20 protein-coding genes and 1 tRNA gene are annotated in these 22774 nt (G+C 64.2%); 9 read left to right on the forward strand and 12 right to left on the reverse strand.

Translation table 11 applies throughout. The features are described from left to right. Positions 1-126 precede the first annotated feature (126 nt). The 10 genes from hemH to P9217_RS14415 form a co-directional block, all read right to left on the reverse strand. Entirely contained in the window at positions 127-1191 is a 1065-nt protein-coding gene (gene hemH, locus P9217_RS14370; RefSeq protein WP_127240930.1) for a ferrochelatase, read from the reverse strand. Positions 1192-1338: 147 nt separating this feature from the next. Continuing rightward, entirely contained in the window at positions 1339-3396 is a 2058-nt protein-coding gene (locus P9217_RS14375; protein ID WP_278087111.1) for a 5'-nucleotidase C-terminal domain-containing protein, read from the reverse strand. Positions 3397-3586: 190 nt separating this feature from the next. Next, on the reverse strand, positions 3587-3958 hold the full coding sequence (locus P9217_RS14380) for a hypothetical protein (protein ID WP_067002507.1): 372 nt from the start codon (positions 3956-3958) through the stop codon (positions 3587-3589). Positions 3959-4144: 186 nt separating this feature from the next. Further along, positions 4145-5590, reverse strand: a complete 1446-nt coding sequence (locus tag P9217_RS14385) for a homospermidine synthase (protein ID WP_127215433.1) — start codon at positions 5588-5590, stop codon at positions 4145-4147. Between the two features lie 125 nt (positions 5591-5715). Next, positions 5716-6651, reverse strand: a complete 936-nt coding sequence (locus tag P9217_RS14390; protein WP_278087112.1) for a DUF3445 domain-containing protein — start codon at positions 6649-6651, stop codon at positions 5716-5718. Further along, positions 6648-6908 carry a YciI family protein gene (locus P9217_RS14395; RefSeq protein WP_278087113.1) on the reverse strand — a complete coding sequence of 87 codons (261 nt, stop codon included), beginning with the start codon at positions 6906-6908 and terminating at the stop codon, positions 6648-6650. Before P9217_RS14395 ends, P9217_RS14390 begins: the two co-directional genes overlap by 4 nt. 47 nt (positions 6909-6955) lie before the next feature. Continuing rightward, entirely contained in the window at positions 6956-7618 is a 663-nt protein-coding gene (locus P9217_RS14400) for an aminotransferase class IV family protein (RefSeq protein WP_067325948.1), read from the reverse strand. Continuing rightward, a complete protein-coding gene (locus P9217_RS14405; RefSeq protein WP_067325952.1) occupies positions 7567-8712 on the reverse strand; it encodes an aminodeoxychorismate synthase component I in 1146 nt (381 codons plus the stop codon). The genes P9217_RS14400 and P9217_RS14405 overlap by 52 nt, the downstream gene beginning before the upstream one ends. Positions 8713-8865: 153 nt before the next feature. After that, positions 8866-9570 (reverse strand): NADH dehydrogenase, encoded by a 705-nt coding sequence (locus tag P9217_RS14410; protein WP_067325955.1) that lies wholly within the window; start codon positions 9568-9570, stop codon positions 8866-8868. A 329-nt stretch (positions 9571-9899) separates the two neighbouring features. Beyond that, on the reverse strand, positions 9900-11738 hold the full coding sequence (locus P9217_RS14415) for a M3 family oligoendopeptidase (RefSeq protein WP_278087114.1): 1839 nt from the start codon (positions 11736-11738) through the stop codon (positions 9900-9902). Positions 11739-11882: 144 nt separating this feature from the next. Here P9217_RS14415 and P9217_RS14420 point away from each other — a divergent pair, with 144 nt between their 5' ends. The 4 genes from P9217_RS14420 (at position 11883) to P9217_RS14435 (ending at position 16122) form a co-directional block, all read left to right on the forward strand. Further along, a complete protein-coding gene (locus P9217_RS14420; protein WP_278087115.1) occupies positions 11883-13424 on the forward strand; it encodes a sigma-54 dependent transcriptional regulator in 1542 nt (513 codons plus the stop codon). A 378-nt stretch (positions 13425-13802) separates the two neighbouring features. Further along, complete coding sequence (locus P9217_RS14425; RefSeq protein ID WP_095777134.1) at positions 13803-15647, forward strand: DUF882 domain-containing protein; 1845 nt, start codon at positions 13803-13805, stop codon at positions 15645-15647. Positions 15648-15750: 103 nt separating this feature from the next. After that, positions 15751-15824 (forward strand) — tRNA-Gln (locus P9217_RS14430). A gap of 121 nt (positions 15825-15945) precedes the next feature. Next, positions 15946-16122: a hypothetical protein gene (locus tag P9217_RS14435; RefSeq protein ID WP_082980697.1), complete on the forward strand. Its 177-nt coding sequence runs from the start codon at positions 15946-15948 to the stop codon at positions 16120-16122. 112 nt (positions 16123-16234) lie between these two features. Here P9217_RS14435 and P9217_RS14440 read toward each other — a convergent pair whose 3' ends face one another. After that, entirely contained in the window at positions 16235-16870 is a 636-nt protein-coding gene (locus P9217_RS14440) for a 2-dehydro-3-deoxy-phosphogluconate aldolase (protein WP_278087116.1), read from the reverse strand. A 142-nt stretch (positions 16871-17012) separates the two neighbouring features. Between P9217_RS14440 and P9217_RS14445 the strand changes: the two genes are divergently transcribed. The 3 genes from P9217_RS14445 (at position 17013) to P9217_RS14455 (ending at position 19803) form a co-directional block, all read left to right on the forward strand. Beyond that, positions 17013-17942, forward strand: a complete 930-nt coding sequence (locus P9217_RS14445; RefSeq protein WP_278087396.1) for a rhodanese-related sulfurtransferase — start codon at positions 17013-17015, stop codon at positions 17940-17942. A 121-nt stretch (positions 17943-18063) separates the two neighbouring features. After that, the gene (locus tag P9217_RS14450; protein ID WP_067002750.1) at positions 18064-18771 is read left to right on the forward strand and encodes a tellurite resistance TerB family protein; all 708 of its coding nucleotides are present in this window, start codon (positions 18064-18066) and stop codon (positions 18769-18771) included. A 279-nt stretch (positions 18772-19050) separates the two neighbouring features. Beyond that, the gene (locus P9217_RS14455; protein ID WP_082953977.1) at positions 19051-19803 is read left to right on the forward strand and encodes an SDR family oxidoreductase; all 753 of its coding nucleotides are present in this window, start codon (positions 19051-19053) and stop codon (positions 19801-19803) included. A 13-nt stretch (positions 19804-19816) separates the two neighbouring features. On the opposite strand, the gene P9217_RS14460 is transcribed toward P9217_RS14455, so the two are convergent. Beyond that, complete coding sequence (locus P9217_RS14460; RefSeq protein ID WP_278053853.1) at positions 19817-21001, reverse strand: pyridoxal phosphate-dependent aminotransferase; 1185 nt, start codon at positions 20999-21001, stop codon at positions 19817-19819. An 83-nt stretch (positions 21002-21084) separates the two neighbouring features. On the opposite strand from P9217_RS14460, the gene P9217_RS14465 reads away from it, so the two are divergent. Both P9217_RS14465 and P9217_RS14470 read left to right on the forward strand, forming a co-directional pair. After that, on the forward strand, positions 21085-21771 hold the full coding sequence (locus P9217_RS14465; protein ID WP_095800642.1) for a GNAT family protein: 687 nt from the start codon (positions 21085-21087) through the stop codon (positions 21769-21771). A 13-nt stretch (positions 21772-21784) separates the two neighbouring features. Then, positions 21785-22765, forward strand: coding sequence for a cation diffusion facilitator family transporter (locus P9217_RS14470; RefSeq protein WP_278087117.1), 981 nt, complete (start codon positions 21785-21787; stop codon positions 22763-22765). Positions 22766-22774 lie beyond the last annotated feature (9 nt).

Below are 22774 nucleotides of genomic sequence, written 5' to 3' on the forward strand. Positions count from 1 at the left end.
CTCCCTCAAAAGGCGGCGACCTCGCGGAATCACTTAAGTGTGTTTCCGAAGCGTTACAATCAGGTGATCGCGAATATTGGTTAGCGAAGGCTGTTGCGAACCGGTTTCGACGCCTATTATTGGACGTCAGACCCAGCCTGACAGTTCCCGCCGCACCAGCGCCTCGATCACCGCCATGCCCTCGGCGCTGTCGTTGAGGCAGGGGATGTGGGCGAAGTTCTTGCCGCCGGCATGGTGGAATGTCTCGGCGGCCTCGCGGCCGATCTCGTCCAGCGTCTCGATACAGTCGACGGAAAAACCCGGATTGACGACCGCGATCGATTGGACGCCGTCCTTCGCCAGCTTCTCGACAGTGACGTCGGTGTAGGGCTGGAGCCATTCCTGGGCGCCGAAGCGCGACTGGAAGGTGGTGATGAGCTTCTTCTCGTCCCAGCCGAGCCTTGCCCTGAGCAGCCGCGTCGTCTCGAGGCAATGCGCCTGGTAAGGGTCACCCTTGTCGGAATAGGGTTTTGGGATGCCGTGGTAGGAGGTGATCACTACCTCCGGCGCGACATCGAGCGTCGCCAGGTTTTGCTCGATCGAACGGGCGAGGGCGTCGATATAGACCGGCTCGTCATAATACGGCGGCACGCTGCGGATCGCCGGCGCTCGCCTGATCTTCATCAGCGCCCGGAACAGCTGGTCGTTCGCGGTCGCCGTGGTCGTCGCCGAATATTGCGGATAGAGCGGAAAAGTGAGGATGCGCTCGCAGCCCTGCTCGACCAGCCGTCGGAGGACGCTGCCGGTCGAGGGATTGCCGTAGCGCATGGCCCAGTCGACCACGACGTCCGGCAAATCAGCAAGCGCAACCGCGAGCTTCTCCGCCTGCGAGCGGGTGAAGGTGCGCAACGGCGACTCGTTCTTCTCCCGGTTCCAGATCCTGGCGTAGTTGGCGCCGGACTTTTTCGGTCGCGTTGTGAGAACCAGCCCATAGAGGATCGGATACCAGATCGCCTTGTTGAGCTCGATGACGCGCGGATCGGAGAGGAATTCTCTGAGATAGCGCCACATCGGCTTGAAATCGGTGCCGTCGGGCGTGCCGAGATTGATCAGCATGATGCCGATCTTGCCCGCTTTCACCGGCGCGGCACCCGCCGGCGCCGGACCGGCGGTCTTGGCGGCTTTCGCATCGGCAGGATTGGCAAGCGTCATCGACGGTCTCCGGTTGTCGGTGCGAAAACTAGCGATGCCATGCCGGTTTTGGAATGCTGCGTCTGGACGCACCTTACCGCGTTTGCGTCTGAAGACGGAACACCCGTCCGGTCTCCCGGACGGGCGCCATGAACTTCCGGCGAAAGATTACTTTGCGGCCGGCGGAATGGTCAGCGTTGCTCCGAGCGGCAGACGGCGCGGCCTGTAGTCCTTGTTGGCCTCGGAGATCAGCTTCCATTTGCTGCCGTCGCCATAGTTTTTCTTGGCCAGATCCCAATAGGTGTCGCCGGCGGCAACCACGTGGCTGGTCTCTGGGCTGGCCTCCGGACCGGTCGCGGCCGGCTTGGCGGATTCGGTCGCAGGGGCGGCGGCCGCCGGCGCAGTCTCGGCAGGTTTTGCTGTCTCCGACGTTGCCGGTGCCGTCTCGGTCGGAACGGCCGGCGGCGTCCCGGCGATGTCGCCGGAATTGGACGGCAAAGCCGGCATGGCAGGCTCGGTGGCCGCCGGCGCCGTCTCGGCCGGCTTCGCGGGTTGGGCGGCAGCCGGCGTCGTGGCGGTCTCGGCAGGTTTTGCCGGCTCCGCGGCCGCTGTCGTGGCGCCGATCTCGGTGATGCGGCCGTCGAGCTTCGGCGTGTAGGGGCGGTGCGCGCCGAGATAGTCGGCCACCACCTGCTCCAGGCCCGGGCCGTAGTCATAGGCGTCCGTGGCCTTTTCGGCGAAGACCTTGTAGCCGTCGCCGCCCTGGCGGACGTAGTTGTTGGTGGCGACGAGATACTGCTTGTCCGGATTGATCGGCACCCAGGCGCCGTTCTCCATCACCTCGACCGATTTGACGCGGCCGGCATTGGGCGCGATCGACTTGTCGAAGGCATATTTCAAGCCGGCCACCTGCGGGAAGCGGCCGGCGCCGTCCTCGACCTGGCTGACGCCGCTTTCGAGACCGGCGACCAGGTCCTTGCCGGAGATCTTGAAGGTCGCCAGCGTGTTCTGGAACGGCAGCACCGTCAGCACTTCGCCCATGGTCACGGTGCCCTGGTCGATCGAGGCGCGCAGTCCGCCGCCATTCGAGATGACGATCTCGACGCCCTGGCCCTTGACCCGATCGAGGACGGCGTCGGAGACGAGATTGCCCATTTCGCATTCGCGGGTGCGGCAGCTTTCACGACTGCCATCGATCGGCTTGGTGGTCTCCGCCACTTCCTTGTTCTTCAGCGCCTCGATCGGCGCGCCAAGCTCCTTGATGCGGGCGAGCACCGCCGGATCGGGCGTGATCGACTTGTCGAGAAAGATCGGGTCGCCGCTGGCCGACTTGACGACGCCGTTGTCGTCGAACACGACCTTGAATTCGCCGAGATGTTTCGAATAGGACGCCGCCTGCACCACCGGCACCTTGTAGCCGTCGGGGTTGTCGACCATCGTCGGGTAGGGGCCTGCCGCCTTCGGATCGGTGTTCGACAAAAGCGTGTGGCTGTGGCCGCCGACCACCACGTCGACGCCGGGGATTTTCGCGATGACGTCGCGCTCGCGGTTATAGCCGATATGGGTGACGGCGATGATCTTGTTGATGCCCTGCGCCTTCAGTTTCTCGACCTCGGCGATGATCGACTTGACGTCGTCCGCGATGGCAATGTTGGGGCCGGGCGAGGCGAGTTCCGGAGTGTCGTTGGTGACGGCGCCGACGATGCCGATCTTCTGGCCGCCGACCTCGACCACGATGGACGGCTTGATCTTGCCGTGGGCGCCGGACTTGTCGTTGGGCACGACGTTGGCGCTGACCACCGGGAACTTCGCCTTGTCGAGATAAGGCACAAGCGCGCTTTCGCCGTCGTCGAACTCATGATTGCCCAGCGTCACCGCGTCGGGCTTGAGCTGATTGAGGAATTCCTCCTCCGCTGCTCCCTTGTAGGTGATGTAGAACAGCGATCCCTGGAAGCTGTCGCCGGCATTGAGCAGCAGCACGTTCTGACCTTCAAGCTTCTTGCGCTCCTGCGCGATCGCCGTGACCAGCCGGCCGGCGCCGCCAATGCACTCGCCTTTGGTCTCCTCCTCCGCTGAACAGGTCGACTCGTATTTGTTGTTGCCTTCGATGCGGCTATGCCAATCGTTGAAATGCAGGATGTTCAGCGTGTAGTCGGCAAAAGACGCTCCGGCCGAGAGGCCAAGTGCTGATGCGGAAAGGGCGGCAATGGCGGCAAATTTCTTCATTCTCGTCTCCCGGATGAGCTGACTTGAAGTGCTTAAAGCCCTCGCTTGGCTGGAAGGTAACAGTCAGCTTCGGGTCATGTTCACATCGCGTTTTGGCCGATGCAAGCGGAAATCGGGAGGAGGTTTGCCGGCACAAAAAAGGACGGCGGCTCGCGCCGCCATCCTCAACAAAGTCGATCTCTGCCTGAGCTCAGGCCCGGCGCGTCAGCACGAAATTCTGACCACTGGAGCTGGTGCAGTTGAGCTGGCTGGTAGAGACCATCAGGCAGTTGAAGCTAACCGGCGTCTGGCGGATCAGCGAGGTGCCGTGGATCTCGACCGAGGTCGCGCCGGTCATGGTGTAGCTGCCCTCGGACAGCTTCTGGCCGGTATCGGTCGCGACGGTGGTGAAGCTGCCGGCCGCGAAAGTCGAGAGGCCGGTGCCCTTGGCGTCGATCCAGTTGCCCTCGACGCCCTTGGGCGCCGCTGCGATCGGCTCCGAAGGGCCGGTGGTGGTGCAGGCGGCCGCGGCCAGAAGGCTTGCCGCGGCGCCTGCCGAAAGCAATTTGCGCGCAATGGTCATTTAGAATCCTCTCCTCTCGCGTCGGCCCGAAAACCGATCTCCGATCTTCGGAAAAGCACGATGCGTGCATTCAAAGTGCTAGAGTACTTTGTGCGTCCGAAGGAACGCCCGTTTCTCTAGGCCGCCCGTCTTCAATCGCCCGATTTCCGGGCGATTGCAAGGTGGAGACGCGGGTAGGCTTGGCTGCTATCGCACCAGGATGTTGCGGAACTGCCACGGATCGTCCTTGTCCAGATCCTCGGGGAAAAGCCCCGGGCGATTATCGAGCGGCGTCCAGTCGGTGTAGTAGCCCCTGACCGGCCCGAGATAGGGAAGCTGCACTTCCAGGCAGCGCCGGTAGTCCATCTCGTCGGCCTCCACGATGCCGGCCATCGGATTTTCCAACGCCCAGACCATGCCGGCGAGCACCGCCGAGGTGACCTGCAGGCCGGTGGCGTTCTGGTAAGGCGCCAGCTTGCGCGCCTCGGCCAGCGACAGCTGTGAGCCGTACCAATAGGCGTTCTTGGCATGGCCGTAGAGCAGCACGCCGAGCTCGTCGACGCCGTCGACCAGCTCGTTCTCGTCGAGCACGTGATGCACCGGTTGCGCCTTGCCGGCGGCGCCGAACATCTCGTGCAGCGACAGCACGGCATCGTTGCAGGGGTGATAGGCATAATGGCAGGTCGGGCGATACTGAACCTTGCCCTTCTTGCCGCGCACGGTGAAGAAGTCGGCGATCGAGATCGCCTCGTTGTGGGTCACCAGGAAGCCATATTGCGGGCCGGGCGTCGGGCACCAGGAGCGCACGCGCGTGTTGGCGCCCGCCTGCTCCAGATAGATCGCCGCCTGCGAGCCGTGCTTGTGCTTCTTGCCGTTCTTCGGCGTCCAGGTCTCATGCGTGCCCCAGCCGAGCTCGGCCGGCTGCAGGCCTTCCGAGATGAAGCCCTCGACCGACCAGGTGTTCCAGAATACGTCCATCGGCTTCGGCTTCTTGGTGCGCTGGGTATCGCGCTCGGCGATGTGGATGCCCTTGACTCCGGCCTTCTTCATCAGCTTCGCCCAGCCCTCGCGGTCGTGCTCCGCCGGGACCACAAACTCGAGCCCGAGATCGTTGGCGAGGTTGACCAGTGCCTGCTTGACGAACCAGGAGACCATGCCAGGATTGGCGCCGCAGCAGGAGATCGCCGTAGTGCCGCCGGGAGCCTTCTCCTTCTCCTGGCGCACGCTCTCGCGCAGCGCGTAATTGGTGCGCGAGGCATTGTCGGCCTTGTCGTCGAAATAGAAGCCGAGCCACGGCTCGACCACCGTATCTATATAGAGCACGCCGAGCTTGCGGCAGAGCTTCATCAACTCGAGCGAGGAGGTGTCGACCGACAGGTTGACGCACATGCCCTGACCGCTGCCATTGGTGAGAAGCGGGGTCAGAAGCTTCTTGTAGTTCTTCCTGGTCACCGCGTCCTGAACGAAGGCGATGCCGCGCTCGTCGAGCAGCATGCGGTCGCTGTCGCGCGGGTCGATGACCACCATGCGCGACTTGTCGAACTTGAAATGGCGTTCGATCAGCGGCAGCGTTCCCCGTCCGATCGAGCCGAAGCCGATCATCACGACAGGGCCGGTGATTTCACCGTAAACGGGCCAGTTCTCGTTCGCCATTTTTTCGCACACTCCTTCAAACACGGGAAAGTCCGGCATTTTTCGCCGGTAGCCCTACATCACAGATCATTGTCACAAACCAGCGAAAACCGCCAACCGACGGCCAAACCGGCCTGGCGGTTTGGTTAAGCCACCATGGCCATGCCGGCGAGGTACGAAACCAGCCGGTCGCGGTCGGCGGTCAGGCCCTTGTAATCGAGCTGCGCCTGATCGAGAGCATTGAGCTGGTCGGCGAAGGAGGCCGCAAGCGCGACCTTGTCGGGGTGGCGGGCAAGCACCGCCAGCGGGTCGAGATGGATGCGAATGGTGAAAAGGATGTCGCGCGACACCGGCAGCTTGCGCAAGGTCTGACGCTCGACGCGAATGAAGGCATGGGCGTTGATGTCGCCGTCCGCAAAACGCGTCGGACGGTTCGCGGCACGGTCGATGCGCTCCCCGTTGGAAAGCGGATGATAGAGCGCGTCGCCCGCCTGGATCGACCAGTTGAAGCGCTCGACCGCCTGGCCCTGCAGGCCGTCGAACATGCGGTTGATGAGGTCGGCAGGCCGCGTGCCGGGGCCGAAGCCGGGCACGGGCGCGTGGATCTGTTGCAGCGGCTTGCCGAATTTCTCCCGGAGCGACCAGGACGACGGAAAGCAGAGCGAGCCGGCCGCGAGCCGCCAGCCGTTATCGCCACGGCGCATGATGATCAGGTCTTCCTGCACCAGCAGGGACGCGCGGGCTAGCGGCGCTTTGTTCAATTCGGGCGGCAGCGCGTTGCTCGCGCTTTCGAGGCCCACGACCTCGACATCCGAGCCGGCACCTCGGTGGGTCTCGGGATGTTTTGCCGGAAGATAGCCGGCGAGAAGGTCGAACACTTCTTGCTGTGCATCGCGGGTCTCTTCCTCCTCGACAAAAACCTTTTCCGGGATCTCCGCGTAAAGCCGTCGCTTCTCGGCGAGATGGGGCAGAAGGAATTGATCGACCTCGATCCAGCGGTTGAGCTCGAGCGGCTTCAGGCCGATGGTGAAGAGCTTTGAGGACCCGTCATAGGGCGTATGGGTCGGTTGGCGAATGGTCATGCTTCCTTGAAGGCGTCCAGTTCGGTGGCGGTCAACCGCGCCGCGAATTGGGTGATTTCGTAGTCGGCCGCGCCTGCCTCGGAGAAAGGGTCGGCCGCCAGTCTGGCGTCAAGCACGTCGCGGGAACCGCGCGCGACGATGATGCCGCCGGTCCTTGGCCGTTTCGGTCCAGACGCAACAAAAATGCCTTCCGCGTAGCAGGCCTTCAGCCATTCGACATGCGCCGGCGCCAGCCGATCGATCTCGGTCAGCGGCACCTTGTAAGTTCAGCGAAACGATGAACATTGCATTCTCCTGCTTGGCGTCATGCCAGCCTCGCCGGGATCAACCCACGTAGCGAATTGCCGACGAAGATCGCCTGCGCCGACTTCAGATCGTCGAAGGTGTAGATCGCTTCCGCGGCGCGGCCTTCGTCCAGAAGCTCGCCGCGCAATACTCCAGGCAGCAGGCCGCAATCAAGCCGGGGCGTCACCAGCATCCCGTCGCCGAAATCGGCGAACAGATTGGTGATCGTGCCTTCGCAGAGTTCTCCGCGCTCGTTGGCGAGCAGCACTTCGTCGGCGCGGGTGGCGAGGTATTCGGCGCGCGCCTGTTGGTAGGTTTCGCGGCGGTTGGTCTTGTGACGCAGCAACAAGTTACCGGAATCGAGGCGGACCCGCGCCAGCTGCAGACGCCATGCCCTACCTGCGGGAAGCTGCTCAAAGGGCTGCGCGGCTGCTGTCGCCTCGCCGTTGCGCTGCAGTGCAAGCCGGGTGCGCAAAGCAATCCGCTGCCCGCCGATCGCGTTCTTCAGCACCTCGCCGATCCGTTGCGGATCGCAGGCAAAGCCGAGCTCCGCGGCCGAGGCATAAAGCCGTGCAAGATGGCGCTCGAAGCGCAGGAAGCCCGAGCCAGGCTCCCAGCGCATGGTCTCGATCAGCTCGAAGTCGGCACGGTTCCCGTCGCGAAGCGCGCTTTCAGAAGACACTCCCGGTACTCCTCCTCGGCGGTGGAATCGAAGACGACGCCGCCGCCAACATTGTAGACAGCCTCGCCGTCGGCAAAGAGCGAGATGGTGCGGATCGCCACCGAGAACCGCATCGTGCCGCCGGGCGCGACCCAGCCGATGGCGCCGCAATAGACGTCGCGCGGCACGCCCTCCAGATCGTGCAGGATCTCCATGGCGCGGATCTTCGGCGCGCCGGTGATCGAGCCGCAGGGAAAGAGCGCTGCGAAGACTTGGCGAATACCGATATCAGGCAGGAGCTTCGCCCGCACCCGGCTCACCATCTGGTGCACCGTCGGGTAGGTCTCGATGCGGAACAGCTCAGGCACTTCCAGCGTGCCGACCTCGCTGATCAGCGAGATGTCGTTGCGCAGGAGATCGACGATCATCCGGTTCTCGGCCTGGTTCTTCTCGTCGTTGCGCAGGAACGCCTTCAGCCGCGCGTCCTCGGCCTTGGTGGCGCCGCGCGGCGCCGTGCCCTTCATCGGGTGCGTCTCGATCATACCGTCGGCGTCGATCTCGAAGAAGAGTTCCGGCGAGCGCGACAGCACGATCGGATCGCCGAACGAGATCAGCGCGCCGTATTTCACCGGCTGGCGCCCGGTCAGCGCCTCGAAGGCGGCAAGCGGATCGCCCGACCATTGCGCATGGACCGGAAAGGTTAGATTGCCCTGATAACAGTCGCCCTTGCGAATATGGTGGTGGAGGCGCGCGAAGCGGACGGCGTAGTCCTCGGCGGACCAGGATGCGCGGGCGTCGAAGATCGGTCCGTTGCTAGCGGGGCCTTCATTCCGCGGGACAGCCTGTTCGAGCGGCGCATCGAAGACACCGAGACAGATCAGCGGCGCGCGGCGGCCCTCTGGCAGCAACGGCACCAGTTTCGGCTCCAGCAGGTAGCCTGCCTCATAGGAGAAATAGCCTGCCAGCCATTTGCCCGCGTCGGAGGCGGCCTGTGCCGCTTCCAGCGCCGGCGTGAATTCGTCCGCGGTTCGCGCCGTGATGACCTCATGCGGCCCGTCAAAGACGAGCTGGCGGCCGGTCTCGTCATTGCGGAATATTGCTGAGGGCAGGGACATAAGCCTTGGATGGGTCGATTAAGTCGATCGCTCTATATGGGGGCGCGGCGAGGCGCAATCGAGAGAGCGGCGTCGGAGGGGCGTAAAGGCATCTGGTCCAAAGCAAAAACGGCGCCCAATGGACGCCGCCTGCGCTGGGAAGACACAGCGAGATCAGTTGTTGTTCGAGGTCGCCGCCGTGGGGAACCGGCTAGCGAATTCGGCCTCGTCGCCCGCGGCCAGCAGTTTCGCCTGCTCGATCCATTTCTCGCGCGCGATGCGGCCGTCGAAATTGAGCACCTCCTCGACGCGCTTGACGTCGGCATCGGTCCAAGCGGCGATCTGGGCATAGGACGTGACGCCCTGCGCCTTGAGCAGCTTTTCATTGACCGGGCCGATGCCGATCAGGCGGCGCAGATTGTCCGCCTTGCCGGTGGTCGCCTTCGGGGCGGCGGCTTTCTTCGGAGCCGGCGCCTTCTTTGGCGCCGCGGCGGCCGTCTTTGCCGCTGCCGGCTTGGCCGCGGCGGATTTGGTCGAAGCCGATTTTGCCGCTGACGGTCTTGCAGATGAGGATCTGGCTGGGGTCGGGGTCGACATCAGCGCCGCAGGCGCCGGCGCGGAGGCTTTGTCGGTTCCCGCCTTGGCGGAAGAGGTCGGCGCTTCGCGCAGCTTGCGTTCGAGATCGGCGCGGCTGCGGCCGCATGCGTCGAGCTCGCCGCTCAGGCGGTAGGTATCGGCGCTAAACCGGTCGCGTTCGCTCTTGGCGCGACCGAGTTCGCCGCGCAGGCTGTCGAGCTCGCCACGCAGGCGGCCCCAGATGAACCAGCCAACCAGGACACCGACAACGAACGCCAGGAGCATATAGAAGAAAGTGCTCATTTCCCTCTCCAGTCCGATCGGGCCGCGGTCGCAAACGGCGGCCTTGCCGCAGGGATCGTCAATCGTTCCGCGCGCTGGGCGGAACCGCCCCTCCAATCGCTGGCGGCTGGCCCTCCTCCGGCTGCGGCCCGACGGCCGCTATCGCTCCCGCTGAAGCAACGCTAGGGCCGCCTCCGGCCTTGCTGTCGCGTCCGGTTGAGCTTGGGGTCTACGCTAGCACACGGCCTGCGCAAAGCTAATTGAAAAGTGCGGGCAGAGTTATTCAAGAACAGCACAAGTATGCGTTCCGGCCAAACTGTTCCCGGTCTATGCCGCCAGGCGAGCACCCGTCATTTGTCGAGCGCCTCCAGCTCGTCGATCAGCGCGCCGATCACACCCAGGCCGATCTGCCAGAAGGCCGGATCCGTGGCGTCGAGGCCGAAGGGCGCCAGCAGTTCCGAATGATGCTTGGTGCCGCCGGCGCGCAGCATCTCGAAATACTTCTCCTGAAAGCCGCGCTCGGCGTTCTGGTAGACGGCGTAGAGCGAGTTGACCAGGCAGTCGCCGAAGGCATAGGCGTAGACGTAGAAGGGCGAGTGGATGAAGTGCGGGATATAAGTCCAGAAGACCTCGTAGCCATCGCGCAACTTGATCGCCGGCCCCAGGCTTTCAGCCTGCACCTCAAGCCAGAACTGGCCCAGCCTGTCCGAGGTCAGCTCGCCGTTGCGGCGCTCGGCATGCACCTTGCGCTCGAACTCGTAGAAGGCGATCTGGCGCACGACGGTATTGATCATGTCCTCGACCTTCTGGGCGAGCATGGCCTTGCGCTCGCGCTTGTCGGAGGTCTGGTCGAGCAGCGAGCGGAAGGTCAGCATCTCTCCGAAGACGGAGGCGGTCTCGGCCAGCGTCAGCGGGGTGGACGCCATCAGCGCGCCCTGGCCGGCGGCCAGCACCTGGTGAACGCCGTGGCCCAGCTCATGCGCCAGCGTCATCACATCGCGCGGCTTGCCCATGTAGTTGAGGAGCACGTAGGGATGCGCCGAAGGCACGGTCGGGTGGGCGAAGGCGCCGGGCGATTTGCCCGGCCTGACCGGCGCATCAATCCATTTGCGGTCGAAGAAGGTCCGCGCGATTTCCGCCATCTTCGGCGAGAAACGCTGATAGGCTGACAGCACCGTGTCCCTGGCGTCGTCCCAGCGGATCACCGACTGCGGGGTCTCGGGCAGCGGCGCGTTGCGGTCCCAGTGGTTCATGACGTCCGTGCCGAGCCAGCGCGCCTTCATCTGATAGTAGCGGTGCGACAGGCGCGGATAGGCTTCGCGCACGGCCGCGGCCAAAGCATCGACCACGCCGCGTTCGACGCGGTTGGCGAGATGGCGTGAATCGGCGATGTCCTCGAAGCCGCGCCAGCGGTCGGAAATTTCCTTGTCCTTAGCCAGCGTGTTGGTGATGAGCGTGAAGGTGCGCAGGTTATTGCGGAAAGTCGCGGCGAGTGCCTCGGAGGCACGGCGGCGCACTTCGCCATCCGCGTCCTGCAGTCGGTTCAGCGCCGGCTCCAGCGTCAGCTCCTCGCCGTCGACGTCGAAACGCAGGTCGGTCATCGTCTCGTCGAACAGGCGGTTCCAGGCGCCGCGTCCGGTGACCGACTTCTCGTGGAACAACTGCTCGACCCGATCCTCGAGCTGGTACGGCTTGTCCTTCCTGAGGTCGAGCACCCAGGGACGGTAGTGGGCGAAGGCCGGGTCGGCCGCGAGTGCTGCTTCGATCACCGCGTCGTCGATCAGGTTGAGCTCCAGCGCGAAGAACAAAAGATGCGCGCTGGCATCCGTCATCTTCTCCTGGATGTCGCCATAGAGCTTGGCGCGCTGCGGATCGGCGGTGTTGCCGGCATAGACAAGCCCGGCATAGGAGACGATGCGGCCGATCAGTTCCTCCAGCGCCTCGTAGGCCTTCAGCGCCTCGCCGAGCCGGCCGGCGGCGCCACGCTCGGCTTCGGCGGCCAACGTGCCCTTCCAGCGGACCTCGAAGGCGATGGCGTCGCTTGCCGCCCGGGCGATGTCACGCTTCAGCTCCGGCGCTTCCATACCGGAATAGAGATCGGCGAGATTCCACTCCGGCAGATCGCCAAGTTCCGCCGCGGCCTGGCCAGACGCCGTCGCCGCAAGCCGCTGACCAAACATCATGCGCATCGACAATACCTTCTTCGAATCAACGGGAAAGGAGAAGCCGGTCAAATCCTAAGGAATTCGTTCACCGGGTTTTTTGAAACCTTATTTAGAACCCTGTGCCAAGATGATCCATGGGGATTTATCGGGCGGACAATTCAAAGAGTCATGACAGGTTCCGTACTCATAGTCGATGACGATCCCGTGCAGCGCAGGCTGCTCGAGGCGGCGGTCACGAAATTCGGCCACAGCGCCATCGTCACCGACGGCGGCGAGGCGGGTCTCGATGTGCTGGACGGACCGAAGGCGCGCGATGTGTCGGTCGTCATCCTCGACCTGGTCATGCCCGGTCTCGACGGCATCGGCGTGCTGAAGGCGATGCGCGAGCGCGCCATCAATCTCCCGGTCATCGTGCAGACCGCGCAGGGCGGCATCGAAACCGTTGTCTCGGCCATGCGCCACGGCGCTTTCGATTTCGTCGTCAAGCCGGCCTCGCCCGACCGGCTGCAGACCTCGATTTCCAATGCTTTGAAGGTCGAAGCGGTCGAGGATGAGGTGAAGCGCACGTCGCGGCGTCGCGGCGGCCATCTCACCTTCAAGGATCTGATCACCCGCAGCCCGGCGATGGACCGGGTGATCCGGCTCGGCCAGAAGGCGGCGGCCTCCAACATCCCGATCCTGATCGAGGGCGAATCGGGGGTGGGCAAGGAGTTGGTGGCGCGCGCCATCCAGGGCAGCGGCGACCGCCGCTCGAAACCCTTCGTCACCGTCAATTGCGGCGCCATCCCCGACAATCTGGTGGAATCGATCCTGTTCGGCCATGAGAAGGGTTCCTTCACCGGCGCCACGGACAAGCACACCGGCAAATTCGTCGAGGCGCATTCGGGCACGCTGTTCCTGGACGAGATCGGCGACCTGCCGCTCGACGTCCAGGTCAAGCTGCTGCGCGCCGTGCAGGAGGGCGAGGTCGACCCGGTCGGCGGCCGTTCGACCGTCAAGGTCGACATCCGGCTGATCTCGGCGACGCATCGGAATCTTTTGCAGCAGGTCAAGGACGGCAAATTCCGCGAGGACCTATTTTATCGCCTGAACGTCTATCCGATCTTCGTGCCGCCGCTGCGCGACCGGCGCGAGGACATCCCCCATCTGGTCAGGCATTTCATGGAGAAGGTGGCGCCGGCCGATCCGCGTCATCGTCTCACCGGCATATCGGCCAAAGCGCTGGCGATGCTGCAGGCCTACGATTGGCCGGGCAACATCCGCCAGCTCGAAAATGCGGTGTTCAGGGCGTCGGTGCTCGCCGAAGGCGAGTTGCTGACCGAAGAGGAATTCCCGCAAATCCGCGCGCAGGTCGAAGGCACGGTGAAGCTCGATGCCGAGCCCGCGCCTGCCGTGGCACCGGTCGCGGACGAGCTGCAGTCGGGCGATCAGGCCGCCTCCGGCGGAGTGGCGTCAGGCTCGCACGAGGCCGAGGCGCCGGCGCGGCTGCAGCCGCGATTCGGCACGCTGAGGGCCTTGGACGAGCGCGGCAATGTGCGGGCGCTGGCCGATGTCGAGTTCGAGATGATCAAGCTTGCGATCGACCACTATAACGGCCAGATGAGCGAGGTGGCGCGCCGCCTCGGCATCGGGCGCTCTACGCTCTACCGCAAGTTGAAGGAATATGGCATTGACCCCGAAGCGGGTCGGCTTGATCGACTTGCCTCTTGAGACGCAAGCCCAGCCCAGCCTACCGGTTTATATTCCGACTTAAATCGTCGCTTTTTCGTTTCTGAAGGCGCTTTTTCAGTCGCTTGCGTGTTCGCGATCACGCATTTAACGCAATCGGTAACAGATTGTGTTTGGGCCAAAGCCGAATTCTCGATCTAAACCAGCGATTTACCACGAAACACGGTGCATCATTTTTGACGGGATATCGCCACGGTGTTACCGCATTTCGGCTCCAATAAGCGATGATTAACCATTAGGATCGATATTCGGATGTGAGAACCACGCATCCGTTTGGGCAAATCCGGGGACAAACGGCAGCCTGCAAGGCCTTTTGATTTGAACCAAGTCGAACGACACACGAACGGGCGGCATTTTCACATGAGCGTCTGGCCACGGTGGCTGACGTTTGTGATTTTGGCCGTAGGGTTCCTTTCGGCAGCCGCCTCCGGCGCGAAAGCCGAAGTCCGTTCGCTGAAGCTCTATCACCTGCACACACACGAAAAGGCCGAGATCGTCTACAAGCGTAACGGCCGCTACGTTCCCGAAGGCCTGCGCAAGATCAACATCATCCTGCGCGACTGGCGCCGCAACGAGCCGACCAAGATGGATCCGCGGCTGCTCGATCTGGTGTGGGAGGCCTACCGGCAGAGCGGAGCGACCGACTATATCCAGGTCGTCTGCGGCTATCGCTCGCCGTCAACCAATTCGATGCTGCGCAGCCGCAGCCGCGGTGTCGCCGAGAAAAGCCAGCACATGCTCGGCAAGGCGATGGACTTCTACATCCCCGGCGTGCCGCTGAAGAAGTTGCGCAACATCGGCCTGAAGATGCAGGGCGGCGGCGTCGGCTACTATCCGAATTCCGGTTCTCCGTTCGTCCACATGGATGTCGGCAATGTCCGCCACTGGCCGGGTATCAGCCGTCAGGAACTGGTCAGCCTGTTCCCGAACGGCAAGACGCTGCACGTGCCGAGCGACGGCCGGCCGCTGCCTGGCTATGAGCAGGCTCTGGCCGCTTACAAGGCGCGCAAGGGCGCCGGCACCCCCAATATCGAGCTGGCCAGCGCCGGCGGCTCGACCAAGCGGTCCGGCGGACTGTTTGCGGCCTGGTTCGGCGGCGGCGACGACGAGGCCGACGACAGCGCCGATGTCGCGAGCGCCCAACCCGCACCCCAGCCGAAAGCTGTGAAGCAGGTGGCGGCCGCCAAGAGCGGCAACAGCGGCAGCCTGCCGGGCATCGCGATCGTCTCGCCGCAGGATGCCAAGCGCGCCAACATCCCGCAGATCGCCGATGACAGCTCGGACGATTCGCAACCGCAGCAGGACACGCCCGAAACCATCATTGCCGCGCTGCCGCCGAAGGAGGTTCCTCTGCCCGCCTTCGCGCCGAGGCCCAAGGCCGATGTCGGCCAGCAGACGGCTGAAAACGTGCCGTTCGCCGTGGCGGACGCCTCGGCCACGGCTGAGCAGGCGGTGGCGACGGCGCATGCTCCGGCCAACGTACCGTTCGGCATGGCCGCCGGCGCGGCGCAGGCCGCAGCCGATCCCGCGCAGGGGGCGTTCAACAATGTTCCGCTGCCGACGAGGCGGCCCGATCTGCCGAGGGAACTTGCGCCCAAGGACAAGGGCGTGCTTCTGGCGCTGGCGGAAACCGCCTCGCAGGACAAGAGCGCGACCGATGCCTTCTCGGTGCTGCCGACCGCGCGGCCCGACACGGGCAAGCCGGATGAGATCAAAGCGGTGCTCGAGCAGGCCAGCGCGACCACCGTGGCCGGCTCGAGTGGGGCCGAATACGAAGTCGCTTCGCTGACTGCGCCGGAGCCACGCTCGGCATTCAACGATCCGTCGGGTCTCGATGCAGCTTCGCCGCGTCAAGCCATTGCCGCTCGCCCCGCCGGCACCGATCCGGCGCAGGCGATCGGCGCCGGCGTGAAGACGACGCGCAAGGAGGCCAGGGCGTCCGCCAACGACCTGAAGCCCGGCCCGAAGGCAATGGTGGTGGCAACGCCGCCGCAGGCAGCGCGCTGGGCGCTGGGCAGCGGCGACAACATCGCTACCGTTTCCGATCCGACCACGGCACCGCGCTATGCCTATAATATCGTGCACACGCCGCCGAGCGAGGTCTACACGGCCGGCTTCCAGACGGATGCGCAATTGCCGGACGCCAGCCGGTTCACCGGCAACGCGGTGAAGTTCCTTTCGGTCGCCCGCTTTCAGACCAAATAACGAGCCTGCCAGTGCCGCAACAGCCGCGTTGAACAACAGCGCGGCTTTTGCTTTTTATCACGGCAGCATAGTTTGAACGGCGCGGGTTTCCCGCGTGGTCTTTTCCCGCTTCGTCTAACGGTAGGACAGCGCCCTTTGAAGGCGTGAATCGTGGTTCGAATCCATGAGCGGGAACCAGCCGGCGGCTGGTTTTCGGCCCGCACCGGCATGCCATCACGCACGCTTAAACTTCTCGTGAGACCGGAACGGGCCGCGCTTTTTCGGGTTAGGATGCGTTCGTTCCAAACTGGGGATATTCATGAAGAAGATTCTATTGGCGTCAGTTCTCGCTCTGGCCGCGGCATCGGCTGCCGTGGCTCCAACGCAGGCCGAAACCGTTATCGTCAAGACCGGCAAGCATCACTGCAGAACCAAGGTGGTCACCCATTGGGTTCACCACCGCAAGGTCGTCGAGAAGGTCAAGGTCTGCCACTGACCGCATGTCCAGCCCTGGAGCGGTTCAGCGTTTGATAGACCGCTGAACCGCTCCAGGTGTTTTTTACGCGATCCGGACGGAAGAACCGGTGCCCACACTTCCTGGAATTGCGTTAGGCGACCTTGCTCGCCTCGCGCGCCAGGGCTTCGATCTCATCCCATTTGCCGGCCTTGATGAATTCGTCGGGCGCCACCCACGAGCCGCCGACGCAGATGACGTTGGGGAGGCTCAGATAGTCGGCGGCGTTCTTGGCCGTTATGCCGCCGGTCGGGCAGAATTTCACGTCGGCGAGCGGCGAGGCGAAGGCCTTCAGCGATGCGATGCCGCCCGACTGTTCGGCCGGGAAGAATTTCAGGAAGCGCAGGCCGGCTTCGCGCGCAGCCATGATCTCCCCGGGGGTGATGGCGCCGGGCAGCAGCGGCACGGGGCTGTCCTTGGCCGCGTCGAGAAGCTGGCTCGTAATGCCGGGGCTGACGATGAATTTCGAGCCGGCGCGTGCCGCCTCGTCGAACTGCTTGGCATCGAGAATGGTGCCGGCACCGACAACCGCATCCTCGACTTCGGCCGCGACGCGGCGGATCGCTTCCAGCGCATCGGCGGTGCGCAGCGTGATCTCGATCGCCCTCAAGCCGCCGCGCGACAGAGCGCGAGCGAGCGGCACGGCGTCGGCGACATTGGCGATCTTGAGCACCGGGATGACCGGCTGGCCGTTGAGGAGCGACAGAAGCTTTTCGGTCTTGCTGGTCATTAGCTTGTCTCTCCGTTTCGGTCGATTTCAACCGATTAGCAGAAGGGGTATTCCGAGTCCACGAAGGCGGGCGTGTCGCAATGTCACGCGGCCCGTCCGCTCCGCCTTGAAACGGCTTTCAGCACGGTCTAGTGGCATGGGCATGACAACAACCAAGGAAATTCAGCCGGTCCGCGTTGCCGCGCTCTACAAGTTTGCGTGGCTCGACAATTACCAAGCGCTGCGCGCGCCGCTTGCCGCCTTCTGCTGCGGACGCGGCATCAAGGGCACGCTGCTTTTGGCGCATGAGGGCATCAACGGCACGGTCGCCGGCAGCGAGGCAGCGATCGCCGCGCTTATCGATCACCTGGAGGCGATCGAAGCGCTTGCCGGCCTGGAAGTGAAATACAGCACCGCCGCCGAGATGCCGTTCCACCGCATGAAGGTGCGGCTGAAGCGCGAGATCGTCACGATGGGCGTCGACAATCTCGATCCGACGAGCAGCGCCGGCACCTATGTCGCGCCGGCCGATTGGAACGCGCTGATCTCGGACGCCGACACGTTGGTCATCGACACGCGCAACGCCTACGAGGTTTGGATCGGCACCTTCAAGGGCGCGGTCGATCCCAAGACCGCCAGCTTTCGCGAGTTCCCGGGCTGGGTCGAAGAGCACCGCGAGGAGCTCGAAGGCCGCAAGGTGGCGATGTTCTGCACCGGCGGCATTCGCTGCGAGAAGGCGACCGCTTACGTGAAGTCGCTGGGCTTCAGGCAGGTCTTCCATCTCAAGGGCGGCATCCTGAAATATCTCGAAGAGGTGCCGGCCGAAGAGAGCCTGTGGCAGGGCGAATGCTTCGTCTTCGACGAGCGGGTATCGGTGTCGCATGGCCTGGCCGAGGGCGAAGCCGAACTCTGCCGCGCCTGCCGCCATCCGCTCACCGTCGAGGACCGGCTCTCGCCGAAATATACGGTCGGCGTCTCATGCCCGCATTGCTTCGAAGCGCGCTCGGACGAGGACCGCGCGCGCTACGCCGAGCGCCATCGCCAGGTGGAACTCGCGCATGCGCGGGGCGCCAAGCGCCACATCGGAAGCTGAGCAGCCCAGGTTTCGTCAAATCATCCGCCCGTTCATTGTAATGTCAATGCGCGGGGCCTACGTCTTGCCGATCCGAAACCCCGCCCGGGCGCATTCGGCCGGGCCAATTCTGGAGGCATTGATGCTCGACCCCAAGAAGCTGCTCGACGACCTTTTCGGCTCGCAAATTCCCGGCACGGGATCGACCGTTCGCGACAAGGCGGGGCAGGCGGTGCAGATGGCGAAGGACAATCCGCTCGCCGCCGGCGCGCTGGCGGCGGTGCTGCTCGGCACCGGCCCCGGTCGACAGGTGACGGGCGCTGCCATGAAGCTCGGCGGCCTGGCAGCCATTGGCGGCCTCGCCTATAAGGCCTACCAGAACTACAAGGCCGGCAATGTGCCGGCACAAGAACCCGTGGCCGGCGAGCCCGAGTTGCTGCCGCCGCCCAAGGACACCGCCTTCCATCCCTCGCAGGCGCCGCAGGGCGAGGCCGAATTCACGCTGACCCTGGTGCGGGCGATGATCTCCGCAGCCAAGGCGGACGGTCACGTCGATGACGAGGAGCGGCAGAAAATCGCCGACAAGCTCAAGCTCGCCGGCATCGGTGCCGAAGCGGAAAAATTTCTGCTGGATGAGCTTGAACGCCCGCTCGATCTCGACGTCCTGATCACCGGCGCCAAGACCGATGCGCAGAAGGTTGAGCTCTACACCGCCTCGCGCCTTACCATCGATCCCGACACCCGCACGGAGCGCGGCTATCTCGACCTGCTAGCCGGCCGCCTCGGCCTGCCGGACGCGCTGGTCGACCATGTCGAGGCGACGGTCTCGGCGGCGAAGGCGCCGGCTTGAACCGCGCCCGATCCGCGCCAGCAAATTGCCGGTTGGTAAACGGGCATGGGACGTGCTGCTGGCCGTTAATCTTTCGTTAACCCAGCAAGCGCATCATTCTAACCAGTCGGACCGGCTTATCCTCCTCCCAAGCGCGGTTCAGATGAGGGGCGGTCGCCAATGACCGCCCTTTTTGTCGGCTCCGCTTTCTTGCCGACAATAGCCGCTTGCCACGCCCTCTGTCATTTGCGATGCCACGTCTTCTTCCAGCAGTGACGGGGAGCGAGGACGATGACCGCCATGACAGAGAAAACAGCCATCGTAACCGGCGCCGGCACCGGCATCGGCAAGAGCGTCGCCACCACGCTGCTCAAGGCAGGCTGGAACACCGTGTTCTGCGGCCGCCGCAAGACGCTGCTCGAGGAGGCGATCGCCGAGGCCGGGAAGACCAGCGCCAGGGCGCTTGCCGTTGCATGCGACATCAGCAAGGCCGGCGAAGTCGACGACATGTTCGAGACAGTGGTGGAGGCGTTCGGGCGCGTCGACCTGCTCTTCAACAATGCCGGCATGGGCTACAAGTCGACGCTGATCGACGAGATCCCGGTCGAGGTCTGGAACGATGTCGTCGGCGTCAACCTGACCGGCTCGTTCCTATGCGCCCGTGCCGCCTTCGGCGTCATGCGCCGGCAAAAGCCGATGGGTGGGCGCATCATCAACAATGGCTCGGTGTCGGCCTATGCGCCGCGGCCGGGCTCAGCGCCCTACACGGCGACCAAGCATGCCATCACCGGCCTGACCAAGACCCTGGCGCTCGACGGCCGGCCCTATGACATTGCCTGCGGCCAGATCGACATCGGCAATGCGCTGACCGAGATGGCGCAGGCGATGACCGTCGGCGTGCCGCAGGCCAACGGCTCCATCGCCGCCGAAGCGGTGATGGATGTCCAGCGCGTCGCCGACGCGGTGCTTCACATGGCGAGCCTGCCGCTCGACGCCAATGTGCTGTTCATGACGGTGATGGCGACGAAGATGCCGTTCGTCGGCCGCGGGTGAGGGGGCTGAGGCTCTATTTCGTCAAGAACACTTCGATCCGCTCCAGCGCTCGTAATATGTTCTCCTCGGAATTGGCGTAGGAAAGCCGGACATAGCCTTCGCCGAGCACGCCGAAATCGGGGCCGCCGATCAGCGCGACGCCGGCATCCTCCAACAGCGCCGAGGCAAGCTTCTTGGCCTTCCAGCCGGTCTTCGAAACATTGGGGAAGGCGTAGAAGGCGCCCTTCGGCGTGATGCAGGAAATGCCGGGGAGCGCGTTCAGCCCTTCGACCACGATCTTCCTGCGGTTGTCGAAGGCGAGCATCATCTTTTCGACATCGTCCTGCGGGCCGTCTATCGCGGCGATGCCGGCATACTGGCTCGGCGCGTTGACGCAGGACCAGCAGTTGACCGCCAGCTTGCGCACCTTGTCGTAGAGATAGGCCCCCTTTTCGCCGTTTGGCCAGATCGACCAGCCCATGCGCCAGCCGGTCATCGCCCAGGTCTTGGACCAGCCGTTGAGCACGATCAGCCTGTCGCGGAGTTCTGGAAAATTGAGCAGCGAGCAGTGGGTCTCGCCGTCATAGGTCATGACATCGTAGATTTCGTCGGAGAGGATCGCGACCTCAGGGTGCTTCTCCAACCCCTTCACGAGTTTGGCGATCTCGTCCCGCGCGGTCACGCCGCCGGTCGGATTGGCGGGCGAGTTTAGGATCAGCAGCCTCGTCTTCGGCGTGATCAGCGCCAGCGTCTCTTCCGCCGAGAAGGCAAAGCCGTTCTCCTCGCGGATCGGCACCGGGATTGGAGCCGCACCCGTGAACTCGATCATCGAGCGATAAATCGGAAAGCCGGGATCGGGATAAAGAATCTCCGCCCCCGGCTCGCCGAACATCAGGATCGCGGCGAACATGGTCGGCTTGCCGCCGGGCAGGATCATCACGCTCTCGGGCGATACTTCGACCCCGGTGGTGGTCAGCGTTCGGCGCACGACCGCCTCGCGCGTGGCTAAAAGGCCGTTGGCAGGCGTGTAGCCGTGGTGGCCATCGCGCAGCGCCTTGATCGCCGCCTCGACGATATGCTGCGGCGTCTTGAAGTCGGGCTGGCCGATGCCGAGGTTGATGATGTCGCGGCCCTGATGGGCAAGCGCCGTTGCCCGCGCGAGCACCGCAAAGGCATTTTCCTCGCCGAGACGATCGAAGGCCGCGATGGTGTGGAGCATTTTTCCCGTCCCTGTGGTTCTTTCTGTGGGCGAGCGTTTTTGTGAGCGTGCGCCAGGAAAAGTCAAACGGATTGGAGCGGTCGGTGTCGGAAAATCTGAAGAATTGGCAGGCACGCCCGCGCCCCGAACGCAAGGCGCTGGAAGGTCGCTATGTCCGGCTCGAACCGCTGAGCGCGTCAAAGCACGGCGACGGGCTCTATGAAGCGTCGTCGGTGTCGGATGCCGGAGGCCGCTTCGCCTGGCTGCCGGACTATCCGCCCGAGAACCGCGCCGCCTTCCAGCCATGGCTGGACAAAGTCGAGGCGAGCGAGGATCCGCTGTTCTTCGCCGTCATCGACAAGGCGAGCGGCAAGGTCGCCGGACGTCAGACGCTGATGCGCATTGATGCCGCCAACGGCGTCATCGAGATCGGCAACATCTATTGGGGGCCGCTGATCTCGCGCAGGCCGCAGGCGACGGAAGCACAGTTCCTGTTTACCAAATATGCCTTCGACGAGCTCGGCTATCGCCGCTACGAATGGAAATGCAACAACCGCAACGAGCCGTCGAAACGTGCGGCGGAACGTTTCGGCTTCAAGTTCGAAGGCATTTTCCGCCAGCATCTTGTGGTGAAGGGCGAAAACCGCGATACGGCGTGGTATTCGATCATCGACAAGGAGTGGCCGGCGCTGCGCAAGGCCTATGAGGCCTGGCTCGATCCGGCGAATTTCGATGGCGAGGGCCGCCAAAAGCGACGGCTCGAGGATTTCCGCGCCGAGTCCGGCGCGTAGCAGGAGTTGCGCGATGGCGCATGATTACGGCTCACACGCCCACAGCCACGGCGCCGATGACGTGCACGGGTCGACCGAAAAGAAGCGCGTTCTCGTCGCGGGCTGCCTGACAGCCGGCTTCATGATCGCGGAGGCGCTCGGCGGCTTGCTCACCGGCTCGCTGGCGCTGCTCGCGGATGCCGGCCATATGCTGGCGGACGCGATCGCGCTCGGCCTCGCCTGGTATGCCTTCCATCTCACCGGACGTCCGGCCACCGGGCGTCTCACCTACGGCTTCGCTCGCGTGAAGACGCTGGTCGCCTACACCAACGGCATCGCCATCTTCGTCATCGCGCTGTGGATCGTCTACGAGGCCTGGGGGCGGCTGATGCACCCGGCGCCGGTGCTGGGCGGGCCGATGCTGGTGGTGGCGGTCGCCGGCCTGCTAGTCAACGTCGCCTCCTTCTTCGTGCTGCATGGCGGCGACCGCGAGAGCCTCAACATGCGCGGCGCCATACTGCATGTGCTGGGCGACCTGCTTGGCTCGGCCGCGGCAATCGCTGCGGCCCTCATCATCCTCGCCACCGGCTGGACGCCGATCGATCCGATCCTCTCCGTGCTGGTGGCGCTGCTGATCCTGTCGACGGCGTGGTCGCTGATGCGCGAGGCCGCCCATGTGCTGCTCGAAGGCGTGCCGGCAAGCCTCGACCGCGATCTCATCGCCAAGGATCTGGAAGCCGCGGTCAAGGGCGTGCGGGAGGTGCATCACATGCATGTCTGGTCGCTCGACGGCACCAGCAACATGGCGACGCTGCATGCCTGCCTGAATGACGGCGTCGATCCGCATGCTGCGGTAAGCGCCATCAAGAAGCGGCTTGCGGCGAAGCACGGGATCGATCATGCAACGGTGGAGCCCGAGTTCGGGCTATGCGCCGACAGTCATGACGAGCACGATCATCACCATGATCACGACCATGCGCATGATGCGCCTCGCGATCGCCGCCACTATCACTGAGCCGGTGAT

It is taken from the genome of Mesorhizobium sp. WSM4989, assembly GCF_029625795.1.
GTDB lineage: Bacteria > Pseudomonadota > Alphaproteobacteria > Rhizobiales > Rhizobiaceae > Mesorhizobium.